General features: G+C 58.9%; 22 protein-coding genes. 18 read left to right on the top strand and 4 right to left on the bottom strand.

The window, feature by feature from the left end:
• The first annotated feature begins 235 nt into the window (after positions 1-235).
• The 3 genes from AACY07_RS09605 to AACY07_RS09615 all read left to right on the top strand — a co-directional run bounded on the left by AACY07_RS09605 (position 236) and on the right by AACY07_RS09615 (position 4,371).
• Positions 236-1,567, top strand: coding sequence for an MFS transporter (locus AACY07_RS09605; RefSeq protein ID WP_339474571.1), 1,332 nt, complete (start codon positions 236-238; stop codon positions 1,565-1,567).
• Between the two features lie 13 nt (positions 1,568-1,580).
• The gene (locus AACY07_RS09610) at positions 1,581-2,936 is read left to right on the top strand and encodes an amidase (RefSeq protein ID WP_339474573.1); all 1,356 of its coding nucleotides are present in this window, start codon (positions 1,581-1,583) and stop codon (positions 2,934-2,936) included.
• A 220-nt stretch (positions 2,937-3,156) separates the two neighbouring features.
• Positions 3,157-4,371 carry an aldose 1-epimerase family protein gene (locus AACY07_RS09615; RefSeq protein WP_339474574.1) on the top strand — a complete coding sequence of 405 codons (1,215 nt, stop codon included), beginning with the start codon at positions 3,157-3,159 and terminating at the stop codon, positions 4,369-4,371.
• An 81-nt stretch (positions 4,372-4,452) separates the two neighbouring features.
• On the opposite strand, the gene dctA is transcribed toward AACY07_RS09615, so the two are convergent.
• Positions 4,453-5,760: a C4-dicarboxylate transporter DctA gene (gene dctA, locus AACY07_RS09620; RefSeq protein WP_133076809.1), complete on the bottom strand. Its 1,308-nt coding sequence runs from the start codon at positions 5,758-5,760 to the stop codon at positions 4,453-4,455.
• 103 nt (positions 5,761-5,863) lie between these two features.
• A complete protein-coding gene (locus AACY07_RS09625; protein ID WP_133076808.1) occupies positions 5,864-7,033 on the bottom strand; it encodes an enolase C-terminal domain-like protein in 1,170 nt (389 codons plus the stop codon).
• A gap of 100 nt (positions 7,034-7,133) precedes the next feature.
• Here AACY07_RS09625 and AACY07_RS09630 point away from each other — a divergent pair, with 100 nt between their 5' ends.
• From AACY07_RS09630 to AACY07_RS09685, 12 genes are all read left to right on the top strand, one after another.
• Positions 7,134-8,021 carry a LysR family transcriptional regulator gene (locus tag AACY07_RS09630; protein ID WP_338647286.1) on the top strand — a complete coding sequence of 296 codons (888 nt, stop codon included), beginning with the start codon at positions 7,134-7,136 and terminating at the stop codon, positions 8,019-8,021.
• A 155-nt stretch (positions 8,022-8,176) separates the two neighbouring features.
• Entirely contained in the window at positions 8,177-9,127 is a 951-nt protein-coding gene (locus AACY07_RS09635; protein ID WP_133076806.1) for a LysR family transcriptional regulator, read from the top strand.
• 374 nt (positions 9,128-9,501) lie between these two features.
• A complete protein-coding gene (locus tag AACY07_RS09640) occupies positions 9,502-9,927 on the top strand; it encodes a hypothetical protein (protein WP_339474576.1) in 426 nt (141 codons plus the stop codon).
• Between the two features lie 716 nt (positions 9,928-10,643).
• Positions 10,644-12,104, top strand: coding sequence for an NAD(P)/FAD-dependent oxidoreductase (locus AACY07_RS09645; protein ID WP_339474578.1), 1,461 nt, complete (start codon positions 10,644-10,646; stop codon positions 12,102-12,104).
• Positions 12,101-13,075, top strand: a complete 975-nt coding sequence (locus AACY07_RS09650) for an ABC transporter permease (RefSeq protein WP_338647292.1) — start codon at positions 12,101-12,103, stop codon at positions 13,073-13,075. The genes AACY07_RS09645 and AACY07_RS09650 overlap by 4 nt, the downstream gene beginning before the upstream one ends.
• Positions 13,072-13,992, top strand: a complete 921-nt coding sequence (locus tag AACY07_RS09655) for an ABC transporter permease (protein WP_339474579.1) — start codon at positions 13,072-13,074, stop codon at positions 13,990-13,992. The genes AACY07_RS09650 and AACY07_RS09655 overlap by 4 nt, the downstream gene beginning before the upstream one ends.
• Positions 13,989-15,002: an oligopeptide/dipeptide ABC transporter ATP-binding protein gene (locus AACY07_RS09660; RefSeq protein ID WP_133076802.1), complete on the top strand. Its 1,014-nt coding sequence runs from the start codon at positions 13,989-13,991 to the stop codon at positions 15,000-15,002. Before AACY07_RS09655 ends, AACY07_RS09660 begins: the two co-directional genes overlap by 4 nt.
• Complete coding sequence (locus tag AACY07_RS09665) at positions 14,992-16,005, top strand: ABC transporter ATP-binding protein (RefSeq protein WP_339474580.1); 1,014 nt, start codon at positions 14,992-14,994, stop codon at positions 16,003-16,005. The genes AACY07_RS09660 and AACY07_RS09665 overlap by 11 nt, the downstream gene beginning before the upstream one ends.
• A 54-nt stretch (positions 16,006-16,059) precedes the next feature.
• The gene (locus AACY07_RS09670; protein WP_339474582.1) at positions 16,060-17,625 is read left to right on the top strand and encodes an ABC transporter substrate-binding protein; all 1,566 of its coding nucleotides are present in this window, start codon (positions 16,060-16,062) and stop codon (positions 17,623-17,625) included.
• A 68-nt stretch (positions 17,626-17,693) separates the two neighbouring features.
• Entirely contained in the window at positions 17,694-18,218 is a 525-nt protein-coding gene (locus AACY07_RS09675) for a CMD domain-containing protein (protein WP_339474583.1), read from the top strand.
• Entirely contained in the window at positions 18,215-18,802 is a 588-nt protein-coding gene (locus tag AACY07_RS09680) for a peroxidase-related enzyme (protein ID WP_339474584.1), read from the top strand. Before AACY07_RS09675 ends, AACY07_RS09680 begins: the two co-directional genes overlap by 4 nt.
• 329 nt (positions 18,803-19,131) lie before the next feature.
• Positions 19,132-20,013, top strand: coding sequence for a LysR family transcriptional regulator (locus AACY07_RS09685; protein WP_339474586.1), 882 nt, complete (start codon positions 19,132-19,134; stop codon positions 20,011-20,013).
• Between the two features lie 31 nt (positions 20,014-20,044).
• Here the strand turns inward: AACY07_RS09685 and AACY07_RS09690 are convergent, their stop codons facing one another.
• Positions 20,045-20,665 (bottom strand): LysE family translocator, encoded by a 621-nt coding sequence (locus AACY07_RS09690; RefSeq protein ID WP_219262334.1) that lies wholly within the window; start codon positions 20,663-20,665, stop codon positions 20,045-20,047.
• A gap of 255 nt (positions 20,666-20,920) precedes the next feature.
• Here AACY07_RS09690 and AACY07_RS09695 point away from each other — a divergent pair, with 255 nt between their 5' ends.
• Complete coding sequence (locus AACY07_RS09695; RefSeq protein WP_133076795.1) at positions 20,921-21,100, top strand: CsbD family protein; 180 nt, start codon at positions 20,921-20,923, stop codon at positions 21,098-21,100.
• A 172-nt stretch (positions 21,101-21,272) separates the two neighbouring features.
• On the opposite strand, the gene AACY07_RS09700 is transcribed toward AACY07_RS09695, so the two are convergent.
• Positions 21,273-22,187 (bottom strand): LysR substrate-binding domain-containing protein, encoded by a 915-nt coding sequence (locus AACY07_RS09700; RefSeq protein WP_133076794.1) that lies wholly within the window; start codon positions 22,185-22,187, stop codon positions 21,273-21,275.
• Positions 22,188-22,464: 277 nt separating this feature from the next.
• Between AACY07_RS09700 and AACY07_RS09705 the strand changes: the two genes are divergently transcribed.
• Both AACY07_RS09705 and AACY07_RS09710 read left to right on the top strand, forming a co-directional pair.
• A complete protein-coding gene (locus AACY07_RS09705) occupies positions 22,465-23,487 on the top strand; it encodes a zinc-dependent alcohol dehydrogenase family protein (protein ID WP_133076793.1) in 1,023 nt (340 codons plus the stop codon).
• Between the two features lie 298 nt (positions 23,488-23,785).
• On the top strand, positions 23,786-25,246 hold the full coding sequence (locus AACY07_RS09710) for a hypothetical protein (RefSeq protein ID WP_339474589.1): 1,461 nt from the start codon (positions 23,786-23,788) through the stop codon (positions 25,244-25,246).
• The last annotated feature ends 43 nt before the right edge of the window (positions 25,247-25,289 follow it).

Raw genomic sequence — 25,289 nt, forward strand, 5'->3', positions numbered from 1 at the left:
CCCGAATAGGGCGCACCTTCCCGGAAATAAATCTTTACCCAAACGTTTGACTAAAACTTTTCTGCGCTCTACATTTCGCCAACCCAAACGTTTGGGTAAAACAATAAAAATACGCCGACACCGGCTAATGCCAGTCAGTCAGGGGAGAGGTGGAGCTCCACCCAACACTGACCGGCATCAGTGGACACCGGCCGACTTTTTGACTTCTGCCATCACTTGAAGAGTCAGATCCCCTATGAACAGCCCCGTTATCCCGTCTTTTCGCTACCAGATTTTCTTCCTGATCATGCTCATGGCACTGCTCAATTACATTGACCGCGGCGCCATTGCCTATGCGTCGGCGAGCATTCTTCCCGAGTACGGTTTCGACAAGGCCGATTGGGGCAATGTCCTGGGCTACTTCGGTTACGGTTACATCCTCGGCGCGCTGGTCGGCGGCATCCTGGCCGACCGCTATGGGGCCAAACGCATCTGGTTGATAGCGGGGGCTACCTGGTCGATTTTCGAAATTGCCACCGCCTTTGCCGGCGACTTCGGGCTGGCGTTTCTGGGCGGTTCGGCCATGGCTGGCTTTGCCACGATCCGCGTGATGTTCGGCTTTGCCGAAGGCCCGGCCTACTCGGTCATCAACAAGAGCGTGGCCAACTGGGCCACACCCAAGGAGCGGGGCTTCGTGGTTTCGGTCGGCCTGCTCAGTACACCTCTGGGCGCACTGTTGACCGCTCCGGTAGCGGTCGGCCTGCAAACCCTGACCGGGGACTGGCGCAGCATGTTCGTGGTGCTGGGGGTGGTCAGCCTTGCGCTGCTGATTTTCTTCATGACACGGTTCACCAACACCCCTGATGAAAACCCGCGTGTGTCCAAGGCTGAACTCGATTTCCTGCGCAAGGAGCGCGCCGAGGCCGTCAATGCCTCGACACCGACCACCAGTGTCGCGCCGGTTTGGCACTTCTTCAAAAACAAGGATCTGTTGCTCAATGCGATCGGGTATTTCTCGTTTGTGTACGTGACCTTCCTGTTGCTGACCTGGACCCCCAAATACCTGCAGGACGAGTTTCACTACAACCTCTCGTCGCTGTGGTACATGGGCATGATTCCGTGGACCGGCGCCTGCTTCACCGTGCTGCTGGGTGGCAAGATCTCCGACTTGCTGCTGCGCCGCACCGGCAATCTGAAAGTGGCTCGCAGCTGGCTGGCCGCGACCTGCCTGCTGTTGACCACGCTGTGTTTCATTCTGGTATCCCAGGCCCAGACCGTATGGGGCGTGATTGCCCTGATGACCCTGGCCAACGCCCTCAACGCGCTGCCCAACTCGGTCTACTGGGCGGTTGTTATCGACACTGCCCCCTCCAACCGGGTCGGTGCCTACAGCGGCATGACCCACTTCATCGCCAACACCGCTTCGTTCATCGCTCCGATGCTCACCGGTTACCTGACGGTTCGATACGGCTACTCGTCGATGTTCGTGGCGGCTGCGGTGGCGACGGCACTGGGCATGAGCGCAATGCTGATGGTGCGTCCGGGCGGTCGGCAGTCGGTCACGCCCCCTATCCCTGCAGTTGTTTGATGGAGTTGAGTGTATGAACCTGGCGAAGCCTACCCACGCTGGATATTTCCTTGGCCAATCGGTCATCGCGCTGGCCGAGCGCCTTCGCGCGGGGAGCCTGACGAGTGTCGAACTGACCCAGGCAGCCCTGGACAGCATCGAGCGCCTGAATCCGGTCCTGAATGCTTTCGTTCAGGTCGACGCACCCGTCGCACTGGCCCAGGCCCGCAAGGCCGATGAGCTGTTTGCCCAAGGCCGGGACCTGGGGCCGCTGCAAGGCATACCGATAGCGGTCAAAGACAATATCGATACGTTTGATTACGTGACGACTTATGGTTCGGCACATTTCGAGGGCTGCACACCGGGGCGGGATGCTCTGTGCGTGCAGCGCTTGCGTGAGGCGGGTGCCGTGATTGTCGGCAAGACCCTGACTCACGAATTTGCCTACGGCCCGACCGGCGACCGTTCATTGCAAGGTGCGGCACGTAACCCCTGGGATGCCCGTTGCATCACGGGAGGCTCCAGCGCTGGCAGCGCGGCGGCGGTGGCCAGCGGCATGGTGCCGCTGGCGTTGGGCACCGACACCGGAGGGTCGATCCGGATTCCGGCGGCGTTGTGTGGAGCGGTCGGCTTCAAGCCATCCTTTGCCAGTGTGCCGCTGGATGGGGTTTTCCCGCTGTCGTCGAGCCTCGACCATGTGGGCCCGATTGCCAGCAGTGTCGAGGATGCGCGGCTGCTGTTTGAAGTCATCGCCGGTCGCCCGCTCGCCAAGGCGCCCGACGTGCATTCGCTGCGGGTGGGCTGGATCACGTCGGGCTGCTTCGGCCCGGTGGATGCCGAAGTGGACCGGCAGGTCTATCAGGTGGCGCAGCAACTGTTTGGCAACGGGTTGCAGGACACTGACGAACTGGCACCCCTGGCGGCCGAGATGAAAGACACCCTGTTGACCCTGCAACGTGCCGAAGCCTTTGACGTGCATGCCGAGCGCATGCACGAGGCCCCGCAACTGTTCGATCAGGAAGTACGCGAGCGACTGGAGTTGTCCCGGGAGGTCAGGGGCTGGCAATACATCCGCGCCCAGGCCAGTCAGGCTCAGTACAAGGCGGCATTGGCGCGTTTGTTTGAACGTTATGACTTTCTGGTTTCGCCCAGCGTGCCGATCACCGCGACTGAGGTTGATGCCCGTGAAGTTCGGGTAGGGGAGCAGGATATTGATGTGCGTGCCGCGGTACTCAGCCACACCAGTGCCTGGAACCTGACAGGGTTGCCAGCGATCAGCCTGCCTGCGGGGCAGGTGAGGGGGATGCCGGTGGGGCTGCAGGTGATTGGCGCGGCGGGTGACGATGATCGATTGTTGCAAGTGATGGCCAGGTTGTATGTGCCGGGCTGAGCAAGGCGCCCCATTTTGACGTTGCAATGAGTCTGACGAGCGCCCCGTGCGCTCGGAAAGACCTTCAGATATCACTGGCCCATTCATGTCTCGCAAGCTGCGCTTGCATCGCTCATCACCTCATCCTGGCTACACCGCCGCTGAAAATGGAGCTAGACTCGCTGCAAGCTGAAACGATTCATCAATTCGGCGAATTATAATTCCAAGAAAGGATCCGCCCATGAAACTGCTTCCCGTGACCTGCGCCATTGCAGCCCTGTCCTTTGGAACTCACACGTTTGCCTGGGATTTTGTGCTGCTCGACAGCGACAAGCCTGCCAGCAATCAGCGTATTACCAGCGAGCAGCTCGGCCTCAAGGTCGACAAACCTTTTTCAATCACCCTGCGCACCTTGCACGGCGGTCGTCAGGAAGGCGTGAGTCTGATCGATATCGATAACGGCACGATGAAATTGACGGTGGTGCCGACGCGGGGCATGAACGTGCTCAGTGCCCAGGTCGGCAGTGCGCGGATGGGGTGGGATTCGCCGGTCAAGGACGTGGTCAATCCCGCGTTCATAGAGCTTAACGGTCGCGGTGGCCTGGGTTGGCTTGAAGGTTTCAACGAACTGGTCGCCCGCTGTGGCTACGAATGGGTAGGCCATCCGGGCATGGACAATGGCGAGTTGCTGACCTTACACGGTCGTGCGGCGAACATCCCTGCCAGCAAGGTGACTGTGCATATCGACGAAACCCCGCCCTATGCCATTCATGTGCGCGGTGAGTTGAAAGAGCAGGCGTTCAAAAAAGTGGACTTCAGCGTGCAAACGGAGCTGGTCACTGAACCGGGTGCGGCGCGCTTTGTGCTCAATGACACGTTGACCAACAACGGTGATTACCCCAAAGAATACCAGGCGCTGTACCACAGCAACTTCAGCACGCCGTTTCTGGAGGAGGGCGCCCGTTTTGCGGCACCGGTCAAACAGGTGTCTCCTTTCAATGACAAGGCCAAAGCTGACCTGGGCGACTGGCAGACGTATCGCGCACCGACTCCTGACTACGATGAAACCGTGTACAACGTGGTGCCTTACGGTGATGCCAAGGGCAACACCTTGACGGTGCTGCACAACAAGGACGCCAGCCTCGGCGTCTCGGTTGGCTTCAATGTCCAGCAGTTGCCGGTGTTCTCGCTATGGAAAAACACTGATACGAAGGGCCAGGGCTATGTCACCGGGCTTGAGCCAGGTACCAGTTTTTCCTACAACCGCCGTTACCAGAGGCCGCTGAACCTGGTCCCGACCATTGGCCCCAAAGAACAGCGCCAGTTCAGCATCAGTTACTCGTTGCTGGCTGACAAACCGGCGGTGGACAAGGCGTTGCAGCAGGTCAAATCGATCCAGGACGGACGAGGGACCGAAGTGCGGCAGACGCCGTTGGTAGATTTGAGTAAAGAGTGATCGCCCGTTGATTGAATGAACGCTGTAACGCACTCCGGTCATAGCCGTTTTTGACGCGCCGCGACCGGAGTGCAGTGCGGGCTATTTTTGCGCAAGCAAGGCTTTCCGTTGTGCCTTTTCGTGTTGCATTGCGGCGATTTCGCGCTCGCAGGCCTCGACATCGAACGAGTTGTCCCACTTTGCAATGGCGATGGTGCCGATGCCGTTGCCGATCAGGTTGGTCACGGCCCGCGCCTCGTTCAGGAAGCGATCAATGCCCAGGAGTAAGACAAGCCCGACCAGAGGAATGGAGTGGATGGTGGTGAGCGTTGCAGCCAGCGTCACAAACCCTGCGCCCGCCACGCCAGCCGAGCCCTTGGACGTGAGCAGGAAGACACCGAGCAGAATCATCTGGTCCACGAACGTCAAGGGTGTATTGGTCGCCTGGGCGATAAAAATGGCGGCCATTGTGAGATAGATGCAGGTGCCGTCCGCATTGAAGGTGTACCCCGTTGGCAACACCATGCCCACGACTGATTTTTTGCAGCCAAGCTTTTCAAGCTTCACCATCATCCGCGGCAGTACCGCTTCGGTTGAGCAGGTGCCAAGGGTGATCAGAATTTCATCTTTGAAATATCGAAGAAAGTGCATGAGGGGCATCCCCGACCATCTGGCAACCGTCCCCAGCACCACTACGATGAAAATCAAGGTTGTGATGTAAAGCGCGATCAGCAATTGACCGAGCGACAGCAAGGTGCCAATCCCGTACTTGCCAATGGTGAAGGCCATGCCAGCCCCCGCACCAATCGGCGCCAGGCGCATGACCATGGCAACGATCTTGAACAGGCCTTGCAGGAACAGATCAATGGTGTTGATGAGCGGCTTGCTGGTCTCGCCCATTTGCACCAGGGCAACACCCATCAATACCGAAAGCAGGATGACCTGAAGCATCACGCCATTGGAAAATGCGCCGATGAATGTGTGCGGGATGATGTTGAGAAAGAATTCAATAGTGCCACCTTGTTCACTGGCGGCCTGGCTGTATTTACTGATTGCGCTTGCATCCAGGGCGTTGACGTTGATGTTCATGCCGACGCCAGGCTTCACGATGTTGACCACAATCAGGCCGACAACCAGGGCGATGGTTGACAGAATCTCGAAGTAGATCAGCGCTTTCACACCGATGCGTCCGACCTCTTTAATACTGCCCATCTTTGCGATACCGACCACAACCGTACCGAAGATGATGGGCGCCAACAGCATTTTGATCAGCTTGATAAAACCATCGGCAAAAGGTTGGAGCTTGGCGCCAATATCAGGCATGAAATAACCGATGGCTGCACCGATCACGATACCGATCAGTACTTGGACATACAGCTGGCTGTACCAGCGGGACTTGGATATTTCCACGAAAGCACCTCATTTTATTGTTGTGATGGGCATGTGGCCGGGCGTCAGTGGGGGACGGCCCGAGGCTGCGGCCTCGGTAAAAGAGACCGCAGTTTGAAGGTGATCAGCCTTCGCCCAGCTCACGCATGACTGCGTACAAGGCGGACTTGGCTTCGAAGCCAACCCCCGGAATATCCGGCAGGCCGACGTAGCCATTTTCGACACGGATGCCGTCAGCGAACCCGCCGAAAGGCTGGAAAACGTCCGGGTAGGATTCGTTGCCGCCAAGGTGCAGGCCTGCTGCGATGTTCAGGGACATCTGGTGACCGCCATGGGGAACGACGCGGCGGGAAGACCAGCCCATTTCTTCCATCACCTTCAGGGTGCGCATGTATTCAACTAGCCCGTAAGACAAGGCACAGTCGAATTGGAGGAAGTCGCGATCAGGGCGCATACCGCCGTGGCGCAGGAGGTTCCGGGCGTCCTGGTGAGAGAACAGGTTTTCACCGGTTGCCATGGGCAATTCATAGTGATTGGCCAGTTCCGCCTGGAGTGCGTAATCCAGAGGATCGCCGATCTCTTCGTACCAGAACAGGTTGTACTTCTTGATGGCTTCAGCGTAAGCGATACCGGTCTGAAGATCGAAACGACCGTTGGCATCGACCGCCAGTCGACGACCGTCGCCAACCACCTCAAGGACCGCTTCGATGCGACGGATATCTTCGTCCAGCGGCACTGCACCGATTTTCATTTTGACGACGTCGTAGCCACGATCCAGGTAGCTCTGCATTTCTGCCTTGAGCTTGGTCTGGTCTTTACCGGGGTAGTAGTAGCCACCTGCGGCATAGACCCAGACCTTGTCGTCTGCCACGCCGTTACGGTAGCGGTCAGCCAGCAGGCGGTAGAGCGGTTTGCCTTCAATCTTGGCCACGGCATCCCAGACCGCCATGTCGAGGGTGCCAACGGCGACCGAGCGCTCGCCGTGGCCGCCGGGCTTCTCGTTGGTCATCAGGGCTTTCCAGATGGCGAACGGGTCCAGGTTGTTGTTGTCATGGTCGACGAAGGTGTCCGGATCAGCTTCCAGGATGCGTGCCAGGAAGCGATCGCGCATCAGAGCGCCCTGACCATAGCGACCATTGGAGTTGAAACCGTAGCCGATGACGGGTTTGCCGTCGCGAATCACATCCGTGATGACTGCGACGACCGAGCAGGTCATTTTGGAAAAGTCGATATAGGCGTTGGCAATCGGGGAGGCAATGGAAACGGTTTTTTCGCGGATGTCTACGATACGCATGACGGGTTCCTCTTGTTGTTTGTGGGCCCACGTTAGGCTTTGCGATGACACCCGCCCAATGCTATTAATGCCGGACCCTATGCACAGGAGGCATGGCCCCTTGGAACTCGTCTGGCTCGAAGATCTTTCAGCGCTTGCGGAGTACGGCAGCTTTGTTCGTGCCGCTGAAGCGCGCCATGTCACTCAACCGGCCTTCAGCCGCAGGGTTCGCTCAATGGAGACCTGGATGGGGGTAGAGTTGTTTGTGCGCACCCCCCAGGGCGCAACGCTGACCGAGGCAGGAAGGCAAATCTTGCCGAGCGCTCAGGAAGCGGCCAGAAATTTGTACCGGATGCGTAACGAAGCTCAAGAGGTCGCAGGAATGGCCGCCAGGTCGCTGCAATTTGCGGCCACCCACTCCCTGTCATTTACATTCTTTCCCAGGTGGCTTCGAAGCTCAGAAAACGGTGCCCCCATTGAGGCTGTGCAGCTGCATTCCGATAGCATGGCTGTCTGTGAACAGATGCTGATACATGGCCAGGTTCAGTTCTTGCTCTGCCATCGCCATCCTGACGTTCCGCCTTTGCTGGCACCTGATCAGTTCATCAGCAAGAAAGTGGGGGAGGACGTTCTTGTTCCGCTTGCGAGTGCATTCGCCAACTTCGGTACTTCCCCGGCAGCATTGCCCTACCTGGCGTACACCCACGAGTCTGGACTGGGGCGTATCGTCGCCCACAGGCTGCGAGGCAAGGAAGATTATCTTCACCTCAAACCCCTGTTCAGCAGCCACCTGGCCGCGGTACTCATGTCCATGACCATGGAAAGCAAAGGCGTGGCGTGGTTGCCCAAGAGCCTCACCGAGCAAGAAATTCTGGATGGGCGCCTGGTCAGGGCTCTGGATGAAAGCTGGGACATCCCTCTGGACATTCATCTGACCCGGCCCAAAGCAACCCTGAGCAAGTCGGCCGAAGCATTCTGGGACAGGGCGGGCGTTCCCTGCTGGTCGTAACGGATGACTGCAAGCAGGGAGTCGTCATCCACAGAGCAGGCACAGTGGACTGCTGACGCGATTAATGGGTGAACTGTGTGTAGACTTTCTCGCTTCTGGGCAGGGAGTCTTGTGTTCCGGCTCCTGCCAGTCTCTGTGTTGATTAAGGCGTGTTTATGGATCTGCGTCAGCTCGAAGCGTTTGCTGCTGTGATGTCGGCGGGCAGTGTCACTGCCGCAGGAAAGATGCTCGGCCGCTCCCAACCCTCGGTGACCAGGGCCATTCAAGAACTGGAGCAGGAGCTGGGGTTTGCGCTGTTCGAGCGCAGCGGGCCAAAGGTCACGCCCACCCACAAAGCGTTCATGATGTACGCCGAAGTCGAAAGCGCCCTGCTAGGGGTTCGCAACATCCGGCTGCGCGCGGAACACATCGTTCGGGATGAAAATCATCAAATCAAACTGGTCGCGATTTCCGCGCTGGCTGCAGGCTTGTTGCCGGCGGCCCTGGCACGTCTGCCTGAGAACCTGCGTCCGCAGCAGATCCAGTTGCAGAGCATGTCACCGGAGAATGTGGTGCAGGCGGTGCTGTCCAAAACCATGGACCTGGGCGCTGTCAGCCTGCCGCTGGAACATCGCGGCCTGGACATTCACTGGATCGGCGAGGCGCCGTGCGTCGCCGTGCTGCCAGCCACCAGCGCACTGGCTTCGTACGCAGAACTGCCGATGGAATTGCTGGCACAGCAGACGCTGATCACCATGGCCAATCCGTATCGTTTTCGTCGGCGGGTGGACAAGGCATTCCATGATGCAGGCGGGCCGATGCCCCATATGCTCGACACCAATACCTCACTGGTGGCCATGCAGATGGCCAGAGTCGGGTTGGGCATTGCGCTGGTCGATCCCTTTACCGCCATGGGGGTGCCACTGGAAGGCGTGGTAGTGCGCCCGATTGCCTGCAACGTCCCGTTCTTTTTCGGTTTGATTTCAGCCTTGGCCAGCCCGTTGTCCGACGTGACGCGAGTGCTGATCGATGAGATCGCCACATCGGCAAAAGTGTTGCTGCCGCACATGGTCATGCACGAAGCCAGTGTCCATGACGCGCTGTTGCAAAGTATCTATGCCGAGTGACGGGATGCGCCACGCAGGGGGCGTTCAGAACGCAAGCGGTCCGCGGAAAGGGGTTTCGAAAACAGTGCTTGAAACACCCTTCATGATCCCCTGGCGTTTCAATGAAGTGGGTGGCGAATGTAGTCGCTGACGAGCCGTGCGAGGCTGCGTCCGGCTGCGAAGCAGTCGTAAAGTCCATTTCCTCGGTTTATCAGGTACACCGCGTGTACCGGTCTTGCGACCGCTTCGCGCTCGAACGTAGCCTCGTTCTACTCGTCAACTGCTACGCAGTGGCATGAGTTGCGAAATTCGTAGCAGCTGACGAGCCGTGCGAGGCTGCGTCCGGCTGCGCAGCAGTCGTAAGGTCGGCTTCCACGATTAATCAGGCACACCGCATGTACCGGTCTTGCGACCGCTTCGCGCTCGATCGCAGCCTCGTTCTACTCGTCAGCGACTACACGCGGGTGGGTGGCGAATCTGTAGTCGCTGACGAGTCGTGCGAGGCTGCGTCCGGCTGCGAAGCAGTCGTAAAGTCGGCTTCCTCGGTTAATCTGGCGTACCGCGTGTACCGGTTTTGCGACCGCTTCGCGCTCGATCGCAGCCTCGTTCTACTCGTCAGCGACTACACGCGGGTGGGTGGCGAATCTGTAGTCGCTGACGAGTCGTGCGAGGCTGCGTCCGGCTGCGAAGCAGTCGTAAAGTCGGCTTCCTCGGTTAATCTGGCGTACCGCGTGTACCGGTTTTGCGACCGCTTCGCGCTCGATCGCAGCCTCGTACTACTCGTCAGCGACTACAACACGGAGATGGTGGCGAATCTGTAGTCGCTGACGAGCCGTGCGAGGCTGCGTCCGGCTGCGAAGCAGTCGTAAAGTCAGCTTGCACGGTTAATCAGGCAAACCGCGTGTTCCGGTCTTGCGACCGCTTCGCGCTCGAACGTAGCCTCGTTCTACTCGTCAGCTACTACACGCGGGTGGGTGGCGAATCTGTAGTCGCTGACGAGCCGTGCGAGGCTGCGTCCGGCTGCGAAGCAGTCGTAAAGTCAGCTTGCACGGTTAATCAGGCAAACCGCGTGTTCCGGTCTTGCGACCGCTTCGCGCTCGATCGCAGCCTCGTTCTACTCGTCATCGACTACAACAAGGAGTTGGTGGCGAGTCTGTAGCTTCATAGAGGGTCTGGATAAAGTCGAGTTCCTTGAAGACAAGCGTACGCACCTGACGCAGTTGCCCATCGTTCTCCAGGACGCTGAAGATAAAAGTCTTCCAAGAGACAAACCATGCTAATCGGCTGTGCGCGTGGCTCGACGAAGGATCAGTGCCTAGTGTCTACGCAGATGGGAAAGCACATTCCGATTCTTTTTAATTCCAAATAAGAATATCAATATGTTTTTTTGCGCGTTGCGAGAATAAACAGTCCCTTTTAGTATTCACTTTAAGCATTCAACGGCATCAAGAATTCAAATTGGTCTGCTGTTGAGGATTTCAAGTGTTTGGATCAAGGGTCGAGTGATGTGCTCTCGATCGTCATCGAGTAGCGATCAATGTCCGAAGAAAATTCACTGTCAGGCCTTGCGGCCCTCGAAGCACGCTTGCGCCAGGATCTGGCCTGGCTCGATCTTCCCGCCAGTCAGTGGGTCAAACCACGCCTCAACGAAGGTGCCCCGGTGCTCGATGTGGCGATCATCGGCGGCGGTATGGCGGGCCTGGCCCTTGCTGCCGAGTTAAGGCATCTCGGTGTTGATGCAGTGATTTTCGATCAGTCAGTGGCAGGTTTTGAAGGGCCGTGGGCAACCACCGCCCGTATGCAGACCTTGCGCTCTCCCAAGCACCTGACCGGACCCGCGCTCGGCTTGCCCGCGCTGACCTTCCGTGCCTGGTTCGAAGCGCAATTCGGTGCAGAGGGCTGGGCCGGGCTGGACAAAATTCCGCGACTGCAGTGGGCCGACTACCTGCGCTGGTATCGCAAAGTGCTTGCGCTGGATGTGCGCAACGAACACCGGGTCACCCGGGTTGCGCCAAGGGCAGATGCACTGGTTGAGCTGGCCATCGAAACCCCTGTACAAACCGTGCATCTGTTGGCGCGGCATGTCGTGCTGGCCACCGGACGTGACGGCTTGGGCGGCCCTTGGGTGCCTGAACTCGCCCACCAGCTACCGGATCATCTGTGGGCGCATTCAGCGGATGGTTTGCAGGACGACTGGTTCGAAGGCAAGCGTGTGGCAGTCATCGGGGGCGGGGCCTCTGCGATGGACAGTGCAGCAACCGCGCTGGAAGCGGGCGCCACAGGGGTTGACCTGCTGATCCGGCGTGCCGAACTGCCGCGTATCAACAAAGGCAAGGGCGCCAGTCATCCGGGAATGGTTCATGGCTATTGGCGTCTGCCGGATGCCTGGAAATGGCGTATTCGCAACTACCTCAATACTCAGCAAGTACCTCCGCCCCGCGCCAGTACGCTCAGGGTTTCCGGCTCGGGAAGGGCGCGGTTCCTGCTGAACAGTCCCGTCGTCTCGGTGGAGAAAAATCCTCGGGGCGGCCTGTGGTTGAACACGCCTGATGCCCGGATCGAAGCCGATTTTGTGGTATTCGCCACCGGTTTTCGCACCGACTTTGAACAGCGCCCGGAATTTGCGCCGTTCTCTTCGCACATTCGCACCTGGCGGGACCGCTTCGAGGCCCCGGCCAGTGAGCGGGATGCCGAATTGTCCGAGCTGCCGGATTTGGGCAGCCGTTTCGAATTCCAGGAAAAAATACCCGGCAGTTGCCCGGGGCTGAACCATATCCATTGCTTCAGCTATCCCGCAGCCCTCAACTACGGCGCAGTTTCCGGGGATATCCCGGCCATCAGTGAAGGCTCAAAACGTTTGGCCCAGGCCTTGGTCGGCCAACTGTTCAACGAAGACATCTCACTGCATTTCGACACCATGCAACGGTTTGCCGACCCCGAACTGTTTGGCGATGAGTGGGTGGCCAGCCAGCCCACCGCTGAAGAGTTGCGGCGATGATCGGCTGGGCGCTGCGACGAGTGACTCAGTCGTTGCTGGTGATTCTGTTGATGACCCTCGTGGTGTTTATCGGCCTGAATGCCATTGGCAATCCCATGGACATCCTGGTGGGGGAAGACCTCAATCAGGCCGAACGGGTGCAAGCCATCGCACACCTGGGGCTGGACAAGCCGCTGTGGGAGCAATACCTGATCTTTCTCAAGGGCGCAGTCCACGGCAACCTCGGGCAGAGTTTTGTCTATCACGAAGACGCCATGCGCCTGATTTTGCAACGGCTGCCAGCCACCCTCGAACTGGCCTTCAGTGCGTTGTTCCTGGCGGTTGTGATTGGCGTGCCCCTGGGGATTTTTGCCGGTACCTATCCGGATCATCCGTTGTCGCGGTTGATGATGGCCTGCAGCATCATCGGTTTTTCGCTCCCGGCTTTCTGGGTGGCGTTGATGATGATCATGCTGTTCTCAATCAAGCTGGGATGGCTGCCCGCCAGCGGCCGTGGCGAAACCCGCGAGTGGCTGGGGGTGCAGTGGTCGTGGCTGACCCTGGACGGCCTGCAGCACCTGATTCTGCCCGCACTGAACCTGGCGTTGTTCAAGATCTCCCTGGTGTTGCGCCTGACCCGTGCGGGCGTTCGGGAAGTGCTGCCACAAGAGTTCGTCAAGTTTGCCCGGGCGAAGGGCCTTTCGCCGATGCGGGTGATGTTCATGCACGTCATGCGCAACACCATGATTCCCCTGGTGACGGTGCTGGCCATGGAATTGGGATCGACCATTGCCTTCGCGGTGGTCACCGAAAGCATCTTCTCCTGGCCCGGCGCAGGGAAACTGATTCTGGACAGCATCAACGCCCTGGATCGTCCGGTGGTGGTGGCCTATCTGATGGTGGTCGTGGTGATCTTTGTCGTGCTCAACCTGATTGTCGACGGTTTGTATTACCTGCTTGACCCCCGCGTGCGGATCGAGGCCTCCCGATGAGTGCCGTTGAAAAAGCGTTACCGACCCGCATGCCATTGCAGGCCCAGTCGCCCTGGCGTCGAGTGGCCGTCGAGTACATGAATTCGCCAACGGCAGTCGCGGGGCTTGTGGTGTTGGTGGCGATTGTCCTGGTGGCGATTCTAGCCCCGTGGATCGTGGTGCAAAATCCCTACGACCTGATGCAGCTCAACGTGCTGGATGCGCGCCTGGCACCGGGAAGCACCAACATGGACAGTGGCTACACCTATTGGCTTGGCACCGATGGTCAAGGTCGCGACCTGGTCTCGGCAATCATGTATGGCCTGCGCATCAGTTTGTGGGTCGGTATCGGGTCGGCGTTGATCGCGGCGTTTATCGGCACGCTGCTGGGCCTGGTGTCGGCGTATGTCGGGGGCTGGGTAGACGTGTTGCTGATGCGCCTGGTGGACCTGTTGCTGTCGTTCCCGGTGATTCTCATGGCGCTGATGATCCTTGCGTGGCTGGGCAAGGGGGTCGGCAATGTGATGCTCACGTTGATCCTGCTGGAGTGGGCCTATTACGCCCGCACTGCACGCGGCCAGGCGTTGACCGAAAGTCGGCGCGAATACGTCGACGCCGCGCGGGGCCAGGGTATTGGTCCGTGGCGCATCGTCACCGGGCATATCCTGCCCAATTGCCTGCCGCCGCTGATTGTCATCGGCGCATTGCAGATCGCCCGGGCGATCACCCTGGAAGCGACGTTATCGTTTCTGGGCCTGGGTGTGCCTGTCACGGAGCCTTCCCTGGGCTTGCTGATCGCCAACGGCTTCCAGTACATGCTCAGCAACGAATACTGGATCAGCCTGTTTCCGGGGTTGGCGCTGTTGATCACCATCGTCGCCATCAATCTGGTCGGCGACCGGTTGCGTGATGTCCTGAACCCGAGGTTGCAGCGATGAGCCTGCCTGAAATGTCGTTGTCGTCGCTGGCATTGGAGCAGCCAACCCTGGATGTGCGTGGTCTCTGCACCTCGTTTTATACCCGGGCCGGGGTGCTTCCAGCGGTGCGCGACTTGTCGTTGCACGTGCAGCCAGGTCGAATTCTGGGGCTGGTGGGTGAGTCGGGATCCGGCAAATCAGTGACCGGTTTTTCCATTCTCGGGCTGGTGGATGAGCCTGGCCGCATCAGTGGCGGCCAGGTGTTGTTCAAGGGGCGCGACCTCACACAACTCTCGGTGTCCGAACTGCGCGCGTTGCAAGGCAACCGGATCGCGATGATTTTCCAGGACCCGATGATGACCCTCAATCCGGTGCTGCGGGTCGACACGCAAATGATCGAAGCGGTGCGTGCCCATCGCCCACTGAGCAAGCGCGACGCCCGGGAGCACGCCAGCCGCACGCTGGCGCTGATGGGCATCGCCAGTCCTGAAGAACGCCTGCGGGCGTATCCCCACCAGTTGTCCGGTGGCATGCGCCAGCGGGTGGCGATCGCCATCGCGCTGCTGCATTCGCCTGACCTGATCATCGCGGATGAGCCGACCACGGCGCTGGACGTGACCATCCAGGCGCAGATCCTCAGTGAAATGCAAAAGCTGGTGCGCGAGCAGGGCACGTCGCTGATCTGGATCACCCATGACCTGTCGGTGGTGGCCGGGCTGGCCGATGACGTGGCCGTGATGTACGCCGGTCGTATCGTCGAACAGGGACCGGTCGCCGACGTGCTTGATCGTCCACAACACCCTTACACCCAAGGATTGATCGACAGTCTGCCCAGCCGTAACAAGCGTGGCCAGCGGCTGCGGCAGATTCCCGGCATGGCGCCGGACCTGTTCTCGATGCCGCCTGGATGTGCCTTCGCCGAGCGCTGTACGCGGGCGTCCGCGGCCTGTGCACAGGAACCGGAACCTCGCGAGATCGTACCGGGCCAGACCGTTCGTTGTTTTCACCCTGGAGCTGGCCATGCGCAGTGATCACGTCCCCCTGATAGAACTCAAGCAGGTCAGCAAGACATTTGGTACGCCCGTGGCCGAGCATTCAGTTCAACACCTGTTGCAACGTTTGCACCTGACTCGCCCCAGACCCGTCACCCATGCAGTCGATCGCGTTGACCTGCGCATCAACCGCTCGGAAGTGGTGGGCCTGGTGGGTGAATCCGGCTGTGGCAAATCAACCCTGGGGCGCATGGTGGCGGGGTTGCTGCCGGTGTCATCAGGTACCGCATTGGTGGACGGGAAATCCCTGGACAACCTGACGGCCGATGAGCGCCAGGCCGTTCGCATGAAGGTGCAGATGATCTTTCAGGACCCGTCATCGAGCCTCAATCCGCGTCTGCGGGTGGACCGGATCGTCGGCGAGGGCGCGTTGCTGCACGGCTTGACCGACAAGCAGGGTTTCGACGATTACGTCAGTGCGCAACTGCAACGGGCCGGGCTCAGCCCGCAACTGCGCCAGCGCTATCCCCATCAGTTCAGTGGCGGCCAGCGCCAGCGTATCGGCATTGCCCGAGCACTGGCGGTACAGCCGCAACTGCTGGTGTGCGACGAGTCAGTGGCGGCGTTGGATGTGTCGATCCAGGCACAGATTCTCAATCTGTTCATGGACCTGCGCGACGAGCTGGGCCTGACCTATCTGTTCATCAGCCACGACCTGGGCGTCGTTGAGCACCTGTGCGACCGCGTCGTAGTGATGTACCTGGGGCGAGTGGTCGAGAGCGCTTCGGTGGATGATCTGTTTGCCCGTGCCAACCATCCCTACACCCAGGCCCTGTTGGCGCAGATTCCCCGTTTTGATGTCCGCAGTACCCGTTATGACGCGATCAAAGGGGAAATCCCCAGCCCGCTGAACCCGCCCGCCGGGTGTCATTTCCATCCTCGCTGCCCGCACGCCACCGCGCGCTGCCTCAGCGAAGCTCCAGCACTCAGGGAGGTTTCGCCGAACCACCTGAGCGCGTGTCACCTCAACGACCACTTTTGAACGAGCGCCAAGACGCTCGTCATGCTCATTGCCATTGCGTGCAAGGAAATACCCATGAAGCCACTTGTTCGTTCATTGTTAGCCTCGGCGCTTATCCTGGCGGCCGGTACTGCTGGCGCCCAGTCCCTGCGTATCGGTTACGCCGACCCTGTGTCGTCCCTCGATCCGCAATTGAATAATTACGCCGGTGACCGGTCGGTGGCGCTGCATGCCTTCGAGTCGCTGGTCAGTCGCCGCGACGACAAAACCCTGCCGGGTTTGGCCAAGAGCTGGAAAGTCATTGATGACACCACCTGGGAATTCGTCTTGCGCGACGATGTGAAATGGCAGGACGGTACACCTCTGACCGCCGATGATTTCGTGTTCTCGTTCGAGCGCGCCCGCAGTGTTCCAGGCAGCGTGGCGTCGTATGCCGGGGCGACACGCACGGTGGCATCGGTCTCGGCAAAAGACGCTCACACGTTGATCATCACGACCCGCACGCCGAACGCGAATCTGCTGCCGGACGTGGACTCGATCTATATCGTCAGCCGTCACGCTGGTGCCACTGCAAGCAGCGCCGATTACAACTCGGGCAAGGCGATGGTGGGCGTTGGGCCTTACCGCTTCGTCTCCTACGTGCCGGGTGACCGGACGATTTTCGAGCGCAACGACGCGTACTGGGGCGCCAGACCGACCTGGGACAAGGTCGATTACCGCTTCATCGCCAACGCCGCCAACCGCACGGCAGCATTGCTGGCTGGTGACGTGGATGTGATTGACAAGGTTTCGCCGACGGATGTCGAGCGCCTGCGCAAAACACCGAGCGTCAGTGTCTATGCCTATCCGGGCTTGCGTGCGCTGATCATCCAGCCCAGCTTTCGCGAAGGCCCCAACCCGTTCATTCGTGACAACGCAGGCCAGCCGCTGGCTGAAAACCCGTTGCGTGATGTGCGGGTGCGCAAGGCGCTGTCACTGGCTATCAACCGCCAGGCCATCAATGACCGGATCATGCAGGGCACCGTCACCGAGGCCAACCAATGGATGCCCGCCAACACCTTCGGCTACAACCCGGACGTGAAGAACATTCCATACGATCCCGCACAGGCCAAGGAACTGTTGGCGCAGGCAGGCTTCCCTCAAGGCTTTCAATTAACCGTCCATGTTCCGGGTGATCGCTATCCGCAGGCACCGGAAACGATGCAGGCGGTGGCACAGTTCTGGTCGCGGATCGGGGTCAAGGTCCAGCTCGAAGTATTGCCGTGGGCCGTGTATGCCGGTAAAGCCAACAAGAATGAACTGGCGATCAGTGTGATTGCCTGGGGTAATGGCACGGGCGAAGCGGCGTATGCACTGACCAACATCCTGACCGCGGTAGACAGCAACAAAGGACAGGGCGCCTCCAACTGGGGTCACTACAGCAATGCGCGGGTGGACAAGGCGCTGCTGGATTCGACCGCCGAGTTTGATGAAGGAAAGCGCCGCAAGATCCTTCAGGACTCGGTCCAGGTGGTCAGTGACGACGTCGGCATCATCCCGCTGTTCCACTACCAGAACATCTGGGCGGCCCGCAAAGGCTTGAAAGTCGAGCCGCTGGTCAGCGACCGCACGGCGGCGACCATGGTGACCGAACAACCTTGAACCGTTTTGCGCCAGAGCCTCAAGGGCTCTGTGCGCAACGCTCGCCCCATAGCCTTGAAGGACGTGTCATGACCTCAACCGTTGAACCCGCTGCAGATTTGCTCGACAGCCTGCTGCACATCCAGCCCGGAACTCATCTGCACGCCGTACGCCATGCCCGGAGCAAGGTCGCCTCGGCGACACAGGGCAGCCACGATGTGTTTTTTGATCCGGCACTTGAAAACAACCTGTCATTGACCGAGCGCCTGTGGGTGGCTTACTACGCCGCGCGCCTGACACCCCACGGGACGTTGACCGCACACTACCTTGAGCAGTTGCACGTGCTGGGCGCGGATAACACCGTGCAGGCGGCCATCGATTCGGGGGCTATTGAAGCACTCGGCGATGCGCGCCTGCGGGGGATTTTGCGCTTCACCCAAACCTTGATCGAGTCTCCGGTTCACGGTGATCAGGCGGCCTTGCAAGCGCTTCAACAGGAAGGCCTGGGCACTGCCGAAATCGTCGTGCTGGCGCAACTGATTGCCTTCATGTCCTATCAGGTACGTCTGGCCGCCGGGCTCGACGCGTTACTGTCAGCGGGAGCCGCCACATGAGCGACCTTATTCGCAGCCACGGATTCACCAACGAAACACTGGGCTGGAAAGCCTGGCTACCCACTGTCGACTTGAGCAGCGCCACGGACGAGCAAGTGGCCGTGTTGCAAGAGAGCCATCCCCAGGCCCTGACATCGGACTACTACCTGACACTGGCCCATCACCCCGAGGTCCTTCGCCAGCGTTCCCAGGCATTCAACGCCATCATGTATGCACCGGGCGGTTTGTCCCGTGCCGAACGTGAACTGGCGAGCACCGTCGTGTCGCGGGTCAATCGATGCGTGTACTGCGCCTCGGTGCATGCCCAGCGGTTCGAGCAACTGGCCAAGCGCAACGACGTGATCAGCGAGGTGTTTGCCGACCCTGCAACGGCGGGTACGACAGACAGGGAAAAGGCGATTGTGCAATTCGCCATTGACCTGACCCTGGAGCCATCGTCGCTCAGCGCCCGTCACATCCAAACGCTTCGCGACCAAGGGCTGGACGACGCACAGGTGTTGGACCTGATCCACGCGATCTCGATTTTCGCCTGGGCCAATCGACTGATGTTGAACCTGGGTGAGCCGGTGTTTAGCGCGCCTTAATGTTTAAGCATTGCCACAAACCCATGGGCTGACTCTTCAAGGGCAGTCTGGCAAAGCCATAAAAAATCCCGCTTAATGACAGCAATGTTGTTCACATAAGCGATTTATGCCTCTGTGGGAGCGGGCTTGCTCGCGATGGTCGTTAACGATGACGCGTATTGACTGAGTCAATGCGGCGCTCTGAAAACCATCGCGCGCAAGCCCGCTCCCACACTTGAGCAGCGTTGCGCTTAATGACAGGCGGGTTTACAAAAAATTAACGTGACCTCACATTCTTCCGCACAGAAACATGTGGGGATCGATTTTCCATTGTTGAGTACTTCGTCAGCGTGAACTGGGATGATCTGAAAGTCTTTATCTTCGTCGCCAAGTCGAACAACGTGACCGAGGCAGCACACTCGCTCAATGTTTCGGCATCGACGGTGTCGCGCAAGATCGCCGCACTTGAAGATTCGCTCAGTACCGTGTTGTTCTTGAAAAAGACCAACGGCTACTTCCTGACGCAAGCTGGCAGGGCACTGCTTCCACTGGCGCTAGAGACGCAGGAGCGTTTCAAGCTCATTGAGCGACAGATGTCGCAGCCTGGCAATCGGATGGCTGGGCAGGTGCGTATCGATTGCCCGGAGCTGATGGGCACGCACCTGATCATTCCCGGGCTGGCGGATTTTCGGGATCAATACCCCGGTATCAGCTTCGACTTCGTCAACACGGCGGTGTCTTCAAAACTCACGCAAAGCCACAGCGACATCATTGTCCGATTGCGCAGACCTGAAAACGGCAACTTCACCATGCGCCGGGTCGGGACCCTGATGCAGGGTCTTTTTTGTTCTGAAGGTTATGCCGCTGCCAACAGGCTGCCCGAAACGCCTGAAGACTTGAAACACCATCACTTGATTGGCTGGACTGAGGACATGGCCTATATGCCGCTCGCGCAATGGCTCAAGGAGCTGAGCCGCGACCAGACGCTCTGGATGCGCGCACCCAACCTCACTGCCCAGCTCAAGGCTGTGGAAGCGGGTCTTGGCATTGCCGTGCTGCCGACCTATGTTGCACGCCAGTCAGGCCTGCGCCAGGTCCTGGCCGATCGCCCCCTGCACAGCTCCGAAATCTGGCTTCTGCGCAATCAGGCTACGCAAGGCATAGGCCGCGTCGATCAAGTGGTGGATTATCTGATTGAGCTATTGCACAGCAAAACGGCCGTCATGCAGTAGCAACCTCTGGCCGCGGGGGCATGGAGACGGCTTAAAACGACACCGTGCGCAGGAAAATCCAGAACGCTACCGCGATCAGCATCAGCCCAAACACCACGTTCTGGAACACCAGCAGCCTGGGCCGCGCCTGGATCAGTTTCTGCACGGTCGACCCCATCGATACCCAGATGACGTGCGAGCAGAAATTCAGCGAAATCAGGGCCGCGCTCAAGATCAACACGACGCTGCTGCTTGTCTCACCAGAAGGCGTGAAGGTGGAAAACATCACCAGCAACATCACGATTCCTTGCACATTGCCCAACTGCACGACGATGCCATCTCGAAACTGCAAGTGTATGGGGTTGTCGCCGGGTGCCTTCAGCGGGCGACCCAGCAGCCGCACCCCAAGCCACAGAATATAAAGGCTGCCCAGCACCTGCAGTACCCAGACCAGCCTCGGGTTGTTCATCAGCGTGTGGTAAAGGCCTAGCCCGACCAGCATCGCCAGCAGGAAGTACGTGATGTCCAGGCCTGCGATAAACCGGACTGAACGCCGTACACCGCTCTGTGCACCGGAGGTTGCAACCATCAAGTTGCCAGGACCTGCACTCAGGGTCAGCGGGGCCATGGTCGACAGCCAAAGCAGCCAGTTGATGCTTAAAATTTCTTGCACGCTCTAATCCTCGATCACGGCATGGACTTAACTCCCTCAAGTCTAATTTGCGCTCACTTGGAACGTTATCGCCAAGCGTGCAAAACGGTCTTCCATAAATGGGGCAAGCCCCTGAATTCTGGATGTGGCGAGCTGGTTTGAAACCATTGCCGAGAACGTGACGGGCGGTCTTCATAAAAGTGGAACTCCCACCCACGACCGCCAGTCAATTTTTATGTCCAGACAGGACACCTATTTCTAACCGGGAGAAACTCCATGAGTGGCACTTCAGACAAAATCAAAGGCCTGGCCAACGAAGCAATCGGTAATGTGAAGCAAGGTGTGGGCAAGGCTACAGGAAGTGAGAAACTGCAGGTCGAAGGGAAGATCCAGGAAAAGAAAGGTGAAGCCCAGCAAGTGGTTGGCAAGGTCAAAGACGCCGTAGACAAGAAGTAGCTTTAGGCAACGTTCATTTTTGGGGGCACGCCGTTTTTTAAGTGGCAGACGTGCCCCCAAATATGCCCCCGGAGTGGGGGAATCCAGCAGAATTCGACGGATGGCAGCGGATCAAAAAGAGCCTTTGAAACCCTCTGAAGCAGGCATTCCAGAGCGGTTCCAGAGGGATCTGTCAAAGACTGTCCGGATCCCCAAAAAACATCTGTATCCGTGACCGCAACCAGCGCTCGCCAGGGTCGTTGTCCTGGGCGCCGCGCCAGGCCATGTGAAGTTCAAAGCTTTGCACGTCCAGTGGCGGGTCTTCGGCCCGCACGCCGCCTGCTGCCGTCAGGGCTTCGGCGGTGTAGTCGGGGACGGTGGCGATGATGTCGGTGCCCGCCAGCAGGGTGCTCAGGCCATTGAACTGGGGCACGGCCAGGACCACGTGGCGCTTGCGGCCCATTTTTTCCAGTTCGGTATCGATAAATCCGCTCAAGTCTCCGGCGAATGACACCAGGGCATGGGGTCGCTCACAGAAGTCGTCCAGGCTCAGTGCACCGGGCATGGTGTCGGCCCGAAGCAGTTTGGGGCGGCTGCGTCGCAATACCTTGCGCTTGGCGTTGGCCGGCAGGTCGCTGGTGTAGCTGACACCCACTGATATTTCGCCAGAGGCCAGCAGGGGCGGCATCAGGATGTAGTTGACGCGCCGTACCACCAAGACGATGCCCGGTGCTTCTGCGCGCAAACGCTTGAGCAACAGGGGCAGCAGGGCAAACTCGACATCGTCCGACAAGCCGATGCGAAACACCGAGGTGCTGGTTGCCGGGTTGAACTCTGAAGCTCTGCTCACCGCCGTGGAAATCGAGTCCAGGGCCGGGGACAGCAAGGCGAAGATCTCGATCGCCCGGGCGGTGGGCTCCATGCTGCGACCGGTACGCACGAACAGCGGGTCATCGAACAAGTTGCGCAGGCGTGAAAGGGCCGCGCTGATGGCCGGCTGGCCCAGAAAAAGTTTCTCGGCTGCGCGGGTCACACTGCGTTCATGCATCAAGGTTTCAAAGACGATCAGCAAATTCAGATCGACGCGACGCAAGTCGTTACGGTTCATGAGGCAGGCTTCGCAGGGGTTCAACAGGTAGTGAGGTAACGGATCTTACTGGCAAAATTGTTTTTTCGTCACTCCGTAGATTTTGTTCCTGGCGGATGGACGGGTGTTTTCTTGGGGATTTACGGCGGTTTTGCTGGGCTTGCAGGGCTTGTATCCATTTTGAATCTGTCTGCGGATCAATGTCAGGCATGTCGACTATTAATGCTGTCTGTTAGTCTTGCGCACAAAGCCCGGATAAAGTCCCGTGGTATTAGCGATTAATTAGGCGAGGTTTGTAATGTCGCGCACGATCCGTTTTCACAAGTTTGGCCCGGCCGAGGTGCTCAAGTGCGAAGAGCACGACGTCGCCGCGCCTGCGCCTGGCGAAGTGCAGGTCCGTGTCCAGGCGATTGGCATCAGTTGGTATGACGTGCTGTGGCGGCAAAACCTGGCCCCTAGCCACGCCCGCTTGCCTGCGGGTATCGGTCATGAAATGGCGGGCATTGTCACCGCCGTCGGCGACGGTGTGGATGACCTGGCGATCGGTGACAAGGTTGCCAGCTTCCCGGGCCAGAGTGCCAACGACTATCCAACGTATGGCGAGCTGATTCTGATGCCGCGCTCAACGCTGACCCGTTACCCGGACGTGTTGTCTGCGGTTGAAGCCAGCGTGCATTACACACCGTTGTTGATTGCCTACTTTGCCTATGTGGACCTGGCGCAGGTCAAACCGGGGCAAACCGTGTTGATTACCGATGCCAGCCACTGTGCGGGGCCATCGTTTGTGCAGTTGGGCAAAGCCCTTGGCCTGAAGGTCATTGCCGCGACCAAGGATGCCGCAGAACGCGAGTGCCTGCTGAGCCTGGGTGCCGACAAGGTGATTGTCACCGAAGAGCAGGACCTGCTGATGCAGGTCAACAAGATCACGGACAACAAAGGCGTGGACGTGGTGCTCGATGGCCTTGGCGGCCCGCAAATGTCCGTGCTGGGCGACGTTCTGGCGCCCCGTGGCAGCCTGGTGCTGTACGGCCTGCAAGGCGGCAATCAAACGGGGTTCCCGGGGTGCGCGTGCTTTCAGAAGAACATCAAGTTTTTTGTGCATTGCATCGGCAACTTCACCGGCAAGCCGGAACTGGGCATTGCCCAGGACGAGGAGGCCATGAAGCGCGCCCTGCGGGACATCAACCAGTTGACCGCTGACGGGGTCCTGACTCCGCTGGAGATCAAGGTGTTCCCTTTTGAACACTTTGTTGAAGCCCATCGCTACATGGACGATTGCCCGTGCCGCGGACGAGTCGCGCTGCAGCTGACGACTGCCTGATGCCGCGCGGGTAGCCGCGTATAAAAACGCCCCTGGACATCACGTCCCGGGGCGTTTTTTTTCGCCCGTAGAAACCTTTCTGGGCTTGTCACCCGCAATGGTGTGAGCGAGATAACGCCCTCAAATCTATCCATAAGCATTGTAAATATTACGTTGTGTATTCGTTTGAACTTGTTTCTGTAGGGCCATTCCTGTGCGTACGTACGCCCGGTCTGTGATGGACTGAAGAGTTGAGGTAAGTGTGGGCGCGTCAAATTGAGCTGCCGATAATGTGTGTCTCGATCTGGAGGAATTACCCATGGATAACTTTCATGAGCAAGCCATGAGCTCTGTCTATCAACAAGTGCTGCACCGACTCCTGGGTTTTTTCAGCCGCTCCGAGCGCATCGCGTTGCAACTGTTGATTCAACGTTTGTTAGTGGCGGCAGGGGGCGTGGAGCGCATTGGGCGTTACCGGGTAATGGTTGTTCATGAGGGGGGCAAGGAGTGCGCCTACACACTGGCTTTTTTGCGCGCCGCGCAGCTCAGTATTGCGGGGCGCTCGCCAGACACGTTCATGTTGCGTATTGCGGTACTGCGCCAGCCGCGGATGACGGTCAATGTGATGGCGCGCATTCAGGCCCAATGCAGCGAGTTGTTTATGTATGACGACAGCCGCGTGGAGTTGCTGTTGGTGGATGAACAGGGCGCTACCAGGCTGCATAAGCAGGCTGCGTTTGAGAGCCAGCCCTCGGACATGAATCGAACACAGGTATTGATGTCGGGCCACCTGACCCAGGGCGATACCCGGGCGACATTTTTTTATGCCGACCTGTTGGGCCGGGCCAGGCTGTATCGGCGAGCCTGCGATTGGGGGGGCAGGGTGGATGCGTTGATCGACCGGCGCCCGCCCACCCACCTTGGGCAATACGTGACGTGGATTCAGCAGGTTGCACAGCTGCAGGGGCATGCCCCCTTTGACCAGCACCGTCAGGGTTTCGACAGCGCGGTCAAACTGTGCTGCAAGCTGGATGACGACTACAGGCAGTTATTGCGCCTGCCAGCGGCGCCCTGCAATGACCCCTGCGCTGGCGAAGTTCCCGGTGACATAAATGTGATCAATGTCTTTGATTGCCTGTGTCAGGAAATGGACGTTTTACACTCCCCGGTGCTGATGTTTGTGGAGGGGCCCTGGCGTGTAAAAAACCTGGATATCGAGGAGCCTCAAGCGGCTGTGGTTTTGGTGGCTGCCCATGTGCACGGCTTGCGGGGGGCTTACCGCCAGGGTGTGGATTACAGTGTTGGAGCAGATGCTTACTTGCGCCGCGCGTCGATAGAAAACAGGTGCAATGACCGATTCAAGGGCCAATTGATAAAGCAGTTGGAGGCGGTGTTCGATACGCCGGAAAAACTGGATCAGTTGCATGGTGCAGCCACTCAGTACCTGAGCGAACTGCACGGTGTCAGCGAAGAGCAGTTGGGGTGCCTGATGTGTTCGCCCTTTGTGAATCAGGCCCGCGGCCTTGAACACTTCCTGCACAATTACTACCCGGAAAAAAAGCATCTCATCCACGAATTTCGTCAGGTATTGAGGGACAAGAACACGCTGTCACAGGTTGATGTCACCTGGCTTGAATCCATAAGCGGGCTTCCCCTTGCGTCTTTGCAGGCGCTGTATCACATGCAAGAAATCGACTTCAGGGACTGCGATTCCCTGATTTCCCTCTTGTGGGCCCATGACCCCGGCAATAAACCCGGGCATACAGTCTCTGCGGATTAAGAGGCCGTTTCACTCCAGGTTCAACGGCTCGCCAGCCTCTCTG

Source organism: Pseudomonas sp. RL_5y_Pfl2_69 (assembly GCF_963970465.1).
In the GTDB taxonomy this organism is placed as follows: domain Bacteria; phylum Pseudomonadota; class Gammaproteobacteria; order Pseudomonadales; family Pseudomonadaceae; genus Aquipseudomonas.

What these genes read in the sequence shown, in the direction of transcription:
- AACY07_RS09605 (WP_339474571.1), top strand. Translation starts at nt 236, where the DNA reads ATGAACAGCCCCGTTATCCCGTCTTTTCGCTACCAGATTTTCTTCCTG.
- AACY07_RS09670 (WP_339474582.1), top strand. Translation starts at nt 16,060, where the DNA reads ATGAAGCCACTTGTTCGTTCATTGTTAGCCTCGGCGCTTATCCTGGCG.
- AACY07_RS09665 (WP_339474580.1), top strand. Translation starts at nt 14,992, where the DNA reads ATGCGCAGTGATCACGTCCCCCTGATAGAACTCAAGCAGGTCAGCAAG.
- AACY07_RS09675 (WP_339474583.1), top strand. Translation starts at nt 17,694, where the DNA reads ATGACCTCAACCGTTGAACCCGCTGCAGATTTGCTCGACAGCCTGCTG.
- AACY07_RS09635 (WP_133076806.1), top strand. Translation starts at nt 8,177, where the DNA reads ATGGATCTGCGTCAGCTCGAAGCGTTTGCTGCTGTGATGTCGGCGGGC.
- AACY07_RS09645 (WP_339474578.1), top strand. Translation starts at nt 10,644, where the DNA reads ATGTCCGAAGAAAATTCACTGTCAGGCCTTGCGGCCCTCGAAGCACGC.
- AACY07_RS09625 (WP_133076808.1), bottom strand. Translation starts at nt 7,033, where the DNA reads ATGCGTATCGTAGACATCCGCGAAAAAACCGTTTCCATTGCCTCCCCG.
- AACY07_RS09610 (WP_339474573.1), top strand. Translation starts at nt 1,581, where the DNA reads ATGAACCTGGCGAAGCCTACCCACGCTGGATATTTCCTTGGCCAATCG.
- AACY07_RS09650 (WP_338647292.1), top strand. Translation starts at nt 12,101, where the DNA reads ATGATCGGCTGGGCGCTGCGACGAGTGACTCAGTCGTTGCTGGTGATT.
- AACY07_RS09660 (WP_133076802.1), top strand. Translation starts at nt 13,989, where the DNA reads ATGAGCCTGCCTGAAATGTCGTTGTCGTCGCTGGCATTGGAGCAGCCA.
- AACY07_RS09700 (WP_133076794.1), bottom strand. Translation starts at nt 22,187, where the DNA reads ATGAACCGTAACGACTTGCGTCGCGTCGATCTGAATTTGCTGATCGTC.
- AACY07_RS09710 (WP_339474589.1), top strand. Translation starts at nt 23,786, where the DNA reads ATGGATAACTTTCATGAGCAAGCCATGAGCTCTGTCTATCAACAAGTG.
- AACY07_RS09680 (WP_339474584.1), top strand. Translation starts at nt 18,215, where the DNA reads ATGAGCGACCTTATTCGCAGCCACGGATTCACCAACGAAACACTGGGC.
- AACY07_RS09640 (WP_339474576.1), top strand. Translation starts at nt 9,502, where the DNA reads ATGTACCGGTCTTGCGACCGCTTCGCGCTCGATCGCAGCCTCGTTCTA.
- AACY07_RS09695 (WP_133076795.1), top strand. Translation starts at nt 20,921, where the DNA reads ATGAGTGGCACTTCAGACAAAATCAAAGGCCTGGCCAACGAAGCAATC.
- AACY07_RS09655 (WP_339474579.1), top strand. Translation starts at nt 13,072, where the DNA reads ATGAGTGCCGTTGAAAAAGCGTTACCGACCCGCATGCCATTGCAGGCC.
- AACY07_RS09705 (WP_133076793.1), top strand. Translation starts at nt 22,465, where the DNA reads ATGTCGCGCACGATCCGTTTTCACAAGTTTGGCCCGGCCGAGGTGCTC.
- AACY07_RS09615 (WP_339474574.1), top strand. Translation starts at nt 3,157, where the DNA reads ATGAAACTGCTTCCCGTGACCTGCGCCATTGCAGCCCTGTCCTTTGGA.